This window comes from Spiroplasma eriocheiris (assembly GCF_001029265.1).
Taxonomy (GTDB): Bacteria; Bacillota_I; Bacilli_A; order Mycoplasmatales; family Mycoplasmataceae; genus Spiroplasma; species Spiroplasma eriocheiris.
In genome coordinates this window covers 731,349-743,730 of the sequence record NZ_CP011856.1, presented here as the reverse complement: position 1 = coordinate 743,730, position 12,382 = coordinate 731,349, and the positions used below count along the sequence as shown (strand labels likewise).

Annotated in this window: 14 protein-coding genes; all 14 read left to right on the top strand. The window is 31.6% G+C overall.

Annotation, left to right across the window (positions count from 1 at the left end):
• Positions 1–93 precede the first annotated feature (93 nt).
• Positions 94–651 carry an elongation factor P gene (gene efp, locus SERIO_RS03355; RefSeq protein WP_047791478.1) on the top strand — a complete coding sequence of 186 codons (558 nt, stop codon included), beginning with the start codon at positions 94–96 and terminating at the stop codon, positions 649–651.
• A gap of 14 nt (positions 652–665) precedes the next feature.
• Complete coding sequence (locus SERIO_RS03350) at positions 666–971, top strand: MMB_0454 family protein (RefSeq protein WP_236681342.1); 306 nt, start codon at positions 666–668, stop codon at positions 969–971.
• Between the two features lie 97 nt (positions 972–1,068).
• Complete coding sequence (locus tag SERIO_RS03345) at positions 1,069–1,686, top strand: hypothetical protein (protein ID WP_148553434.1); 618 nt, start codon at positions 1,069–1,071, stop codon at positions 1,684–1,686.
• 144 nt (positions 1,687–1,830) lie between these two features.
• Positions 1,831–2,397, top strand: a complete 567-nt coding sequence (locus SERIO_RS03340; protein WP_047791476.1) for a hypothetical protein — start codon at positions 1,831–1,833, stop codon at positions 2,395–2,397.
• A gap of 232 nt (positions 2,398–2,629) precedes the next feature.
• Positions 2,630–4,414 carry an APC family permease gene (locus SERIO_RS03335; RefSeq protein ID WP_047791475.1) on the top strand — a complete coding sequence of 595 codons (1,785 nt, stop codon included), beginning with the start codon at positions 2,630–2,632 and terminating at the stop codon, positions 4,412–4,414.
• 250 nt (positions 4,415–4,664) lie between these two features.
• On the top strand, positions 4,665–4,925 hold the full coding sequence (locus SERIO_RS03330) for a YhgE/Pip domain-containing protein (RefSeq protein WP_047791474.1): 261 nt from the start codon (positions 4,665–4,667) through the stop codon (positions 4,923–4,925).
• A gap of 145 nt (positions 4,926–5,070) precedes the next feature.
• A complete protein-coding gene (locus SERIO_RS03325) occupies positions 5,071–6,432 on the top strand; it encodes a hypothetical protein (RefSeq protein ID WP_047791473.1) in 1,362 nt (453 codons plus the stop codon).
• Positions 6,381–7,274 (top strand): ABC-2 transporter permease, encoded by an 894-nt coding sequence (locus SERIO_RS03320; protein ID WP_053040831.1) that lies wholly within the window; start codon positions 6,381–6,383, stop codon positions 7,272–7,274. The genes SERIO_RS03325 and SERIO_RS03320 overlap by 52 nt, the downstream gene beginning before the upstream one ends.
• A gap of 102 nt (positions 7,275–7,376) precedes the next feature.
• Positions 7,377–8,027: a uridine kinase gene (gene udk / locus SERIO_RS03315; protein WP_047791472.1), complete on the top strand. Its 651-nt coding sequence runs from the start codon at positions 7,377–7,379 to the stop codon at positions 8,025–8,027.
• Positions 8,028–8,127: 100 nt separating this feature from the next.
• Complete coding sequence (greA, locus tag SERIO_RS03310) at positions 8,128–8,598, top strand: transcription elongation factor GreA (protein WP_047792016.1); 471 nt, start codon at positions 8,128–8,130, stop codon at positions 8,596–8,598.
• Between the two features lie 89 nt (positions 8,599–8,687).
• Complete coding sequence (locus SERIO_RS03305; RefSeq protein ID WP_047791471.1) at positions 8,688–8,951, top strand: hypothetical protein; 264 nt, start codon at positions 8,688–8,690, stop codon at positions 8,949–8,951.
• 15 nt (positions 8,952–8,966) lie between these two features.
• Positions 8,967–9,203 (top strand): hypothetical protein, encoded by a 237-nt coding sequence (locus SERIO_RS03300; RefSeq protein WP_047791470.1) that lies wholly within the window; start codon positions 8,967–8,969, stop codon positions 9,201–9,203.
• 291 nt (positions 9,204–9,494) lie between these two features.
• Positions 9,495–11,033, top strand: a complete 1,539-nt coding sequence (gene fib / locus SERIO_RS03295; protein WP_047791469.1) for a cytoskeletal motor fibril protein Fib — start codon at positions 9,495–9,497, stop codon at positions 11,031–11,033.
• A 123-nt stretch (positions 11,034–11,156) separates the two neighbouring features.
• A complete protein-coding gene (locus SERIO_RS03290) occupies positions 11,157–12,374 on the top strand; it encodes a YitT family protein (RefSeq protein ID WP_047791468.1) in 1,218 nt (405 codons plus the stop codon).
• The last annotated feature ends 8 nt before the right edge of the window (positions 12,375–12,382 follow it).

The following is a 12,382-nucleotide window of genomic DNA, read 5'->3' as shown; positions in this document are numbered from 1 at the left end:
TCATTTTTGGTTGGCGAAAAGCACTTAATAGTTTATAATTAGGAGAGATTTAATAATTGCCATTGATATTAATTACCAAGAAAGGAAAAAGATATGATTAATGTAAATGACTTTAAACCAGGGGTGACTTTTCAATATGAAGGTAATATTTATGTTGTAATTGAAGCCCAACATTCAAAATCAGGGCGAGGACAAGCCCATGTTAAAACCAAAGCCAAGAATTTACGCACCGGGGCTACTACTTCGATTACCTTTACGGGTGGTGATAAGGTTGAAAAAGCAATGATTGATAAAGTTGAGATGCAATATCTCTATGATGATGGGGTTAACCTAGTTTTTATGGACAGTCAAACTTATGACCAAGTTGAAATTCCGAGTGAACGCTTAACTTGAGAAAAAAACTTTTTCAAAGAAGGGGTAACTGCTAGTGTTACCAAATATGAAGGAGAAGTCTTAGGAGTTATTCTTCCTGATAAAATTGATTTACAAGTTATTGAAGCAGAAGCGGCCGTGAAAGGTGATACTTCTTCGGGAGCAATGAAAAAAGCCATTGTGGAAACTGGCTGGGAATTGCAAGTTCCCTTGTTTATTAAAGAAGGGGAAATCATTAGTATTAATACCAGTGATGGTAAATATGCGGGTCGCGCATAATTAAGGAGTTTGAAATGATGGATAATAATACTTTATTATTAATTGATAAGAATTATCGCGGTAATTTAAATGTTAGTTTATTAGTGATTCGCAAAATTGTTTCGTACGCTTTACGGGATATGACTGAACAGTTCTTTGCCGATCAAATTAAGTGTCGAATTTATGAAGATAACTTCTTACACATTTTTGTAAGCGGAAAGGTTTTACAAGCTGAAAACTTACCAGTCTTAGCGCAAGAATTATATGATGCAATTAAAAAAGAATTAGATTATACTTTAAAAATTAAACCCAAAAATATTAACATTAACTTTCATCATTAAGTTAACCATTCCGCCCGGGGTGGTTTTTATTTTTTGTATACAAAAAATAATTAGTGTATAATAAACGTATTAGCATACAAACAACGAAAAAACTACGATGTTAAGGAATGAAACGATGATGTTATGGACCACTATTTTTACGTCTTTTAATGGCTTAATTTTATCTTGGATATTTATTGTGACAGTCTTTTTTGTGTTGACTGAACAATTTTTTCGTGCGTTTCGATTGTTTCTACACCGATTATTAGCCAAAATGCCCAATTTATCAAAACACAAAAAGTTTTTTGGTAGTATTATTTTTCAAAACATCTGTGGGGTTGGTTATTTAATTGGTTCTTTAATTTTTATCTTTTATTTATATTTACTATTAGAACATAATGCTTTAATTAAATTACTAATCATTCATTTCTTAGTTAACATGTACTGAAATTTAAAAGACCTGGGAATTTTCAATAGTAGTTTTTATACTGTTTTGATAATTGGAGCAGTTGAATTAATAATATTATTAATTATTCAACTATTTAATTTTATGTATTTTTTGCTTTTAAACCTCTGAAAATTTTTACTAGACAAGCTAATTTTTGTTAGCAACTATTTAGGAATTAAGTGAGAACACCACCAATCATTTTTTAACGTCTATGCCAATTTAAAAAGCCAAAAAAGTAAAAATATTGCGACTGCTACTGATTATTGAAAACAAATTTTAATTAATTAATAAAAATTACAAGAAAAAACTATTTTAAAATCATAACAACCTAATATTTCCAAAAATTGAATCAGTAAAACCCTGAACAAAGAATAAATGAAAAAACTATTGAACTTAAAACATGATATTGTTTTAAAAGGAGTGCTGAGGAAGATGATTAATAATCAACCAATTATTAAACTTCTTTGTTCAAATTGTAAAAAAAGATATTATCGTTTTATTAAGCAAATTAAAAATAATGATCTTTACTGAAATAACAAAGAGGATTTAATTTTTTTAAAAGTTGAGTGAGATTATACTAAACAACGAATTACTGATCTGGATTTATTATTGTATTTTGAATGTAACGGGGGAAATGCAGGCTTATTTCAAAAGTCGCAGTTAGAAAATAATCCATATATTAAAAAAATATCATGAACAGAAGGTTTCATTGTTTTACCAATTAGTATTTTAAGAACTTTTTTAACAAAAAATTCGCGAAAAAAATTTAGTTGTCAGGGCAAACCATCGAGTAACTCCGACAATCTTAACAAAATTAGCATTAATTTTCCTGAACAAGACCCCCATGAAGACATTTTTACAAGGTCAGGTGATGAAATGACAAAAGTAAGATGATTGGCAACTAATAGTTTTAATAACCGTTCAAGAAAATATTATTTGATTTTGATTTTTATCTTAATCCTAGCAATTTGCTATGATTATTCTCTTCTGGCCTTTTAACAAGCAATCATTTTCTAAGAAAACAGCAGAGAAATAAAAATCTATAATTATTTTCAAAAAAATTGTTAATTTTATTTGCATTATCGTTATTTTTGGTTATAATAAAAAGCATATTATTTTGAAAAAAATAGTAGAATTTTTCTTAATAGTAATGTTATTTATAATATTTTTATATTAAGAATGTTGGTGTAAGCGAGAATAATACAACTGGAAAGGAGTAAAAAAGTTTTTTATGGTTAAACAAAAAAAAGAAACTAAGAAATTTAGTTTAGCTGATTTTGTCTGACTGGGATTTAACTATACTGTTGGAATCGGGTTTATTGGAAACTTTGCCATTCTTTCAAATATTAACCAACCAGATTCAATTGGAATCCATGTGATTTGGTTATTTGCAGTGGAAGGATTAATTGCCGGGATTTGTGCCTGAGCTTTTGCCAAAATGGCGAGAGTCCACCATTCCGATAACAACGGGGCATCATATATTTATGTGCGAACTAGTTTTGGAAAGTTCTGAGGAATTTTTATTGCTTTTATGCAATATATTTCATTACCGTTTTTAATTACAATTCAAGTTATGATGTTAATTCGTGGTACTTTTGGAGCCGACTGAATTTCAACAGTTAACCCTGATGGTAGTGTAACAGTACCGTGGTATGCCGCGGACTGGGGGGCATTCGGTGATTTATGATTAGATTTAATCGGAATTGTAATTTACATGTCTGCCGCATTAGTAATTTTTGGGGGAATGAAATTATATAAAAAATTAGCAAGTGGAACTGGAGTTATTAAATGAATTACTGCAGGATTCTTAATTTTGGCTGGGCTAGTATTAGCATGTCAAAATGGGGGGGACAATTTAAGTTACTGGTCGCAAAATAGTAAGTTCTCATTAGGAGGATTTGTAAAGGCCTTTAATTCATGTTTCTTCTTCTTTGCCGGATTTGAGGTTTTCTCAACAGCCGGGCGGAATATTTCGAAACCGGAAAAAAATATTAGCCGAGGAATTATTCTAATTATGTTAATTAGTACGATTTTCTATATTGTAATTTCAATTATCTTCTTTGCCGCTTTTAATGAATTTGTGCAAAATATGAACATGGGAAGTTGGAACAAGTTCTCCAATAAGGTCATCTTATATGGGGGACCGATTATTATGATCTTAAGTGCTTTTGCGTTAAAGATGAATGTCGCGATGCAGAATGCATTATATGGAGGAACGAGTTTACAACCACTATCGAAAGAAGGATTTTTACCAGATCGGCTACGTAAATTAAATAAAGATGGCCTTCCGGTGCGGGCTAGTTTGTTAAACTTAACAATTACGGCCTTGATGATCTTTATTTGATTAGCAATTCCGGATATTGTTAAGGGCGCTTCGTTAACTCATCAATTTGGTTTTATGTGTACTGTTGAACAAGCAATGACTTATAAACAACCATTTGATATTTCTTCTTTAACCGAAGCTTCTTCAGCAATTACTATCTTTATTTATGGGATGGTTGTCGCTGTTACTTTAAAATTAGCAGCAACGAAAAAAGTTAAAATGCAAGTTTGAGAGTGAGTAGCGTTCCCAATTATTATTGTAATCTTAGCATTTGCCTTTGCATGGCACTACTACTCATTAATTAGTGGGGTGGTAACTGCTAAGGGTGATGAATTTGAAAGCCATTTAATTGGAACGGTGATTGAACTAGCCTTTGTTGGAAGTTCCGCTGGGTTTGGAACATTATGGTATTTCACATACTATCGTCACAAATACTTGAAAAGAATGCAAACTCGTCCCGAGTTACAAGCAAAACTGGATGCTGAATTTGAAGTTGTTGATGATTGAAAATATACTTCAAAAGAAATTCGGAATGAATTACGAAGTTATCTAGTACGAAATAAAGCGTTACATGCCGGAACGGATAACCCTAACCGCCAGGATGCGCTGCATATGCTAGAGGAATTAAATATTATCTTTGAACGTTATAGTGAATTAGAAGCAGCCGAAGATTCCGAAGTCCATGAAGATTAGCAAAACTGTAACATAAATAATACACATTATAGTATTATTTATGTTTTTTTCTTTTTGGCCAAGAATGTTGTTGAGTCAGCTATAAATGTCTAATTTAGTCCATTTGATAATTTTATAAAATTTACCCTAATTTGCAAGAATTATTCCTAAATTTTTTAAAACTTTCTGGGTATTAACCTAGACAAACTTTTTAGAAGTGATATATTAAATATTGTGTACTAAATAATTTAATTAAGAGAGGAAGAAAATTATGAAAGGATATCTAGATACTGTTCAGGCCGAGTTTAGAGAACGTGTTTTTAGTAGCAGAAAAAGGGTCATTAAGTTTGTGGCAATTTGTTTTGTTCCTTTTCTGTATGCTTTTATTTGTATTTGAGCATTCTGAAACCCGATTCCCCAAATTGGTTCGGCGCCGATGGCAATTATTAACAACGATAAACCAGTGGTGTTAATTGCTGGAAAATCAGTTGATGGTAATTTAGCGCTCGGAGCTGGCGAATATTATAACTAATGGTGTTGGTACACAAGTACCAATTACAATTGACACGGACTGAAATAGTATTCCCAATGGTACTAAAATAACAACAACTAGTGGGACTGTAATTGAAAAAGCAGCATCCACAATTCATAGTAAAGCGGGCGTTGTTGATGATTTAGTGTCATCCTGAGAAAAAAATAAAGTACCAAATATTTCTTATAACAAAGACCAAGATAAATTTAGAGTCAAAGTTAATGACAACATGGAATTAACTAATTTGAAATATTTAAGTGGCGAAGCAGCTGCTAACATTGCTAGTCAAAATAGCGATGGGTCATGAAATGTAAAAGATCAAGATAAATACTGAGTACAGTTACAAATGCCAGAAAACTTAACTGGTGATTTAATTGGCTATATTGATGCCACTCTTCGCGAAATTGCTGGAAAATCAACTCCGGATCAAAAAAGCCCCACTGATTTTATTAATGATTTAAAACACAGCGGTATTAACTTTTGATCAACTTATAAACATAACTTTTTATTTGGTCAATTTATGTATATTTTTAATGAATTTAAAAGTAGTTTACTAGTTGATTTAGGTCCCGAAGTTTTACAAACAACAATTCAGTTGTTATTAGAAAAAGAATTAAATGATGTTAAAGCTAACATGTTATTTAAAGCGCCAGCGACTGTTAATGAACAATTAACAGTGGCTGATCATGGTTCACCAACTTCCAAAACGGTTGATTTTAATATTATTCAAGACCAAGAATATGTTATTCGTAACCAGGAAATGTTAACAGCAATTAAAGCGAAATATCCAAGTTGAACGTTGCCAAGTTTAACTTTAGAAGGAACAACAGGAACAGATATTACGCAAGACTGACAAACAGATGGTTTTTTAAGTCAAATTGCTAATTTATGAAATACATTAATGAGTGGTGAAACCGGTAATTTATTAGCAACCGCGTTGGCACCCAAACTTTCAGAAAAACTAACTGCCGCTTTACCAAATGGCTTAGGAAGTTTAGCAATTGATGCTGATGGGGTAAAAAAACTATTAGGATCAGCTGGAAATCTGGCGGGATTATTAGAACAAGAAGGAGCTATTATCCCAAATACTGCTTATAATTTCCCAATTACTGGGAAAGGAGCAGCCAGTGTTTTTATTAAAAATTATAAAGATTTAATTACTACTGGGACACAAATTGGAGCCTTTAGTAAAATGGGCTTAGTAAGTTTACTTGGGGATGGTATTCCAAGTAAGACTCCGAAAAATGCTTATGTTCTAGCCTTTGGTGATCTTAATAATCCAGTCAAGGGAACTTTTGTTGGTAATTTCCAAACAAATATTGATGTATTATCGCAATTAATTTTAGGTGGTAATGTCAACGGGGACAATAGTGTAGCTAGCCAAGCGAATGATTTCTTATCAACGTTAGGCGGAGGAATTAATTCCTTATTATTCCCTGATTTAGGGGGGGCATTATGCAAACCAATATTGTGGGAAGTGACTTTAACCCTTATGGAATTGGACTAGGACAATTCTTCTTATGTATTGGATTATGAGTGGGAACCCTAATGCAAACATTTGTCTTTGACCGTGCTAAAAGAGTTAAAACGGCCGGACCATTTGCATGATATTTAGGCAAAACAACCTTAATGTTAGTAACGGCTTGAATTCAATGTACAATCTTAATGTTAACAGTCTATGGCTTAGGATGATCAATGATTGGCCCAACCTTTGGACTAGTTTATTTATGAATGATGTTTACCGTCACCGTCTTTGTCATTATTGAACAGGCCTTATGGTTTAGTTTACGCGACGAAACGATTGGGAAGTTCTTATGTGTTATCTTATTAATTATTAACTTATCATCAGGATGGGGAACATTCCCAACCTTTATGCAAGCGGGGTTCTTTGATGTAATCAGCTACTTAGCACCATATACTTATTCAATTCATGCGCAGGGAGCCATTATTTACAGTATTGGAATTGTTGGTTCAAACTGAACGGATGCTTCGTATGTTCTGCAACAATTTGCAATTTTACTAGTTTGAATTGTTGGTTTCCTAGCGATTGGATTAGGAGTTTCAATTCAACGAAACCGGGAAATGTTCTACGGAACTCACAATAGTAAAAAATTAGCAACAATTTTAATGGAAGAACATTTAGAACAATATGTTAATCCAAAAACAAACCGGGCAATGTGATCAAAATTACCATTTATGGAAATGGATAAAATTCGCGAAAAAGTTAATGCGCGCTATCCAGAAGAAGGGCAATTTAAATGATACCAAGTTTGAAAAGCAAAACATCATCCCGAACATCCTGCAAAAGCATCAGCTAGTGATGAAGAAGTGATACGCCGGAATGATTAGTCCTAAAAAAGTTTAGCCAGAAAGGTTAAACTTTTTTTATTCTATGTTAAAATAAAAAAGGTTTTATCTTATTAATTTAAAAATGTAAAGGAGGACGATTGTTTGGAACACGGGGGGAAAAACCATGTTGTGAAACTAGTTTCGATTGCCGGAGGAACTGCTAGTGGGAAGACAACAGTGGCAACTAAAATTGCTCATATTTTAAAAGGACAAAAAATTGTTTATTTAACAATGGATAATTATTATAAAGACTGACCAGACTTAACTTTTGAACAACGAAAGTTAATTAATTATGATCACCCCGATTCAATTGACATTGAATTACTTGTTGACCATATTAATAAACTAAAAAATAATGAACCAATTGACCGTCCGATTTATGATTTTACTTTACACCAACGAACAACCGAAACTGTCCATATTGAAGAAGCAGATGTTATTATGTTAGATGGGATTTTAGCCTTAGCAATTGAACAAATTCGTCAGTTAGCAAATATTAAAATTTTTATTAAAACCGAAGATGATATTCGCTTTATTCGTCGGTTAATGCGTGATATTAATGAACGAGGCCGTAGTATTGACAGTGTTATTAATCAGTACTTAACAACGGTGAAACCAATGCATGAGTATTTTGTTGAACCAAGTATTAAGTATGCCGATATCATTGTGCCATATTATGAAGCAAATGAAATTGCAATTGACATGATTGCAACAAAAATTAAATCATTATTAAAAAAGAAAGCAATTTTTTAGGGAAAACAACTAAAATTAACGGAAAAATAAGACATTATTTAAGATTAATGTTATAATATTGGTTGTTGAAAATAATAAAGGAGTGAACATTCAGATGAGTATTAATGAAGAAATTTTATTAACTAAAGAAGGGATGGAAGAATTAAAAGCGGAGTTAAATAATTTAATTAATGTAGTCCGCCCCGCGGTAATTGAAGAATTAAAAGAAGCCCGTGCTCAGGGAGATCTTTCGGAAAATGCTGATTACGATGCTGCTCGGAACCGCCAAGCAGAAGTAGAAGGACGGATTAAAGAAATTGAAGCTTTTTTAACAAAAGCAAAAGAAATTAAAGAAGTTAAATCAAAAACCGGAGTTATAAAATTAGGAAGCAAAGTTAGTTTTACTAATTTAGCTATTAATAAAGACTTTGAAATTAAAATTGTCGGGGCGGTGGAAGCCAACCCTTTTGAAAATACGGTTTCTAATGAATCACCAATTGCAAAAGCAATTATTGGTAAAAAAGTTGGTGATACTGTTGAAATTAAAGGAATTCAGACTCCTTACAAAATAAGTATTAATAATGTCGAATAATTATTTTAATTAATAATTATTTTTTTATTTTAACAAGGAAAACCCCTGGCAATCTGATAAATAAGAAGTAGAAAGGAAGGGTGATTACGATGCAAAAATTATCTAATCAACAAACAATTATTCTTAAAGGGGGTGCTCTTAGCGGTGCTCTGCTGACTGGGATTGCTGCTCTTGTGAATGCTTGTACCAATTCTGTTGGTAATTTAGTTTCTAGCGGAGTTGGTGCTTATTTGGCAATTAAAAACGATACGCGTTGCGAAGGTAGTTACAAAACGCCCAATGGTAATGCTTTAACCTGATCAGATAAAAATAGTGTGCTCAATAATAGCCACCACGATTTACTATTTGTCTAGAAAGGAAGTTAGCGAATGCAAAAATTATCAATTCCAGCAACTCAAAATATTAAAGGAGGCTTTTTTTGAATGTTAATTCCTTTAATAATGTCTTGTGTTGGGACATTAGCCCAAGTAGGGGTCCAAATTAGTAGTACTGTTATTCAACAAAAACAGCAAAAGTTATTGCAAGAACACCAAACTGCACAATTACAACAGCAAACGAAGGTGAATCACGAGTTACAAATGATTAACAATTTTTTATTAGCTTAAACCTTAAGTTTACTGGATTTTTAAGAACAATAAAATTATAACTTCATCACCATATTTATTTCCATAAAAATTTAAAAAATATAAAGGAATTAATTATTGTAATTAATAATTTAATCATAATTAATTCTGTTTTTCAAGAAGAAAATTTTGTTTTTTGTTTTTTTTATTAAAGATATTGTTAAAAAAGTCATTTTAAGATAAAATATATCTAGTTGTATTTCGCAGGGGTGAGAAACCTTGTGTAAGGCACAACATAGGAAATTAGTTATAAGGGAAAATTGAGGTGAAGATATGATTGGAGTTATTTCAACTGCGTATTTCACGATGAAAGACAAACACAGCATTAAGACTATTAAAAAGTATTGGTGAAAAAACTGTGTTATCCAACATCTAAAATACCATGGGAAAACTTTTATTATTGCAACTGTAGGTTATGGAAAAGCTAATGCAGCAATGGCAATAACTTACTTATTAGAAAAATACCCAGGATTACAAACAATTATCAATATTGACTTAGCGTTATCAACAAATGATAAACATGATACTGCTGATACAACAATTTCAACAAAATTTATTTATCGTGATGCTGATTTAACAGTATTTAAAGACATTAAATATGGGCAAATTGTTAATGAACCAGAATCATTCCAATTTGATGGTGAATTTGCCAAAGTTATTAAAGACTTTAAATTAGGATTAACTGAAGGGGTTACTGGAACAGCTGATATGTTGATCTATAACTCAAAACAATTTAAAGAAATGGTTGACAAATATGGTCACACAATTGATGTTATTGATACTGAAGCAGGAGCAATTGCTCAAGTTGCGAAAAAATCAAGTATTAATTACTTAGCATTAAAAATTATTTATAACAATGCATTATCACCATGAGATAATGATCCATTACATAAATTTAAAATGTATGAAACAGTTAATACTTTAAAATACTTATTAAGAAGATTATTTAACTTATTAAGTTCACGTTACATTATTGACTTATCACAATCATCAGCAGATGATTTAGATTCAATTAACGAATTATTTGAAATTAAACATGATGATTGAATTAAATTATTCAAACCAAATACTCATAAAGTATTATCAGGATTTGGACCCTCATTAATGTTAGTTGATAAACAAGAAAAATCACCAGTTGCATTAGACATTATTCAAGTTATGAAGAATAAAGTTAAAGACAACGAAGGACCAAGTAAAGTTATTTTAGGAGAAGATGAATGAAAAAATGCTCCTAAAAAATGATTACGTAAATTATTATTCTTAGAACAAGTTCGTGTTAATGATGATGAATTATTATGAAATAAATCAGCCAAATATGATTTAAACACTGAAAAATTATATAAAGTGGAAACCGTGGCTAACGAAATTGCTGCTGCAATTGCGGAAAAAGCCCAAGATAAATCATCATACACATATAACGGAGCAACTGTTCCCCAAAAATACTTATTAGTTAATTGTGATGCAAGAATTTCATTCTACATTACTCATAACCAATCACATGAGTTTGTTGAAGACAAACAATTTGGTAGCCAATTAGTAAGTAACGAATTTGTTAAATACTTAAACGAAGCGTTAAAAGATGTTGATTCACCATACCAACAAGTTGTAATTTACATGACAGTACCCGCATTGGATTATCGTAAAATTCCAATCTTTATTCCTTCAACAAAAGGCGCAAGTCGTGGAATTAAATTTGGAAACCTAAACCAAAGATTACAAAGAGATTACACTGTGGTTGATATTACAAGAAATGACTATGACCCAATTAAAGTTGGTTCATTTAAAGTAACTATTCGTTTAAAAAGTGAATAATTAATTTTTAAAAACAATCGATAAGATTGTTTTTTTATTTTAAAAAGGTGTTATAATTATCAACGTATAAAATTTAAAAAATGCCACTCGATAATTAGATGATAAAGTTTAGAAGGTAAGGAAATGGACAATAAATCTGAGACAATAGAAATAACGCGAAAAACTAGAAATCGTGAGCGGATTACAAGAAGAGAGTTTAACCTCCGTTTTAAAGAATATTTTAAGTCGCGACGATTTCGGGACTATACTTATATTGTATTAGCTGCTTTAGTGGGAGTTATTGCTTATGACTATTTCATTGCTTCCACAACTAGTAACGGAATTACCCCAAGTGGGGTTGCTGCCATCGCGCGGGGGATCGCGGTTAATATTTGAAGTGAGCCAGAACAATTAACAATGCAAACCGGAATGTATTGAGTATTTTATTTTTGTATTAATTTTCCGCTATTTGTGTTTGGAGTTATTAAAGTTGGATGACGGTTTTCAATTCGTACCATTGTGTATATTATTTTACAAAATGGTTTCCACTTTGCCTTAGCCTACATTCCGTTTATTAATCCAAGCAGTTTCTACTTTATTGTTGATTATGCTAATTTAGACTTATACCAAAATTCTGGAGGAATGTATCAAATTTGATTATTTGTTTTTGCCGGAGCCGCCGGATTATTAAATGGAGTTGCCTATGGTTTGTTATATAAAGGAGGCAGTTCATCGGCGGGGACTGATTTTGTTTTAGCATATTATTCAGTTAAACATAAAAAATCAATTGCTAATTATAATCGGATTATTAATTATTTTATTGTAATTATTATGGTTTTAATTCATACGTTATTAATGAGCCGCCAAACCTTAACCGAAGTTTACTTTGGTACCAATTGGCGGAATCATGTAAACGAGATTTGAGCCAATGGGAATGGTCTTGATCCAAGTAATTTTGATGAAATTAACGGTTTTTATGGTGACGCTTTAATTACTTATAAAATTAAATACTTCTTTGGACCTGTTCTTTTTGCGTCATATTTATTTGTGATTGTCCAATCAATTGTAACGGATTTGATCTTTCCAAAATTTAAATACCGTAGTTTAATGATTGTAACTTCAAAAGGAGATGCTATTGTCGCTGGGCTTCAATTTATTAAATATTCAAATGACATTATTCGCATTCCGGTTCGGGATAATATTGCCGGGCAATATGTTAATAACGAAGTTTTAATTTGTTCAACATCCTTATTAGAATATAAATATGTAAAGGCTGCAATTATGGTTTCGGACCCTGATGCCAAAATCTTATCCCATAAACTCGATAAGTTAATTGGTAATTTCTCAATTTCAAAATACTAAAAAACTGG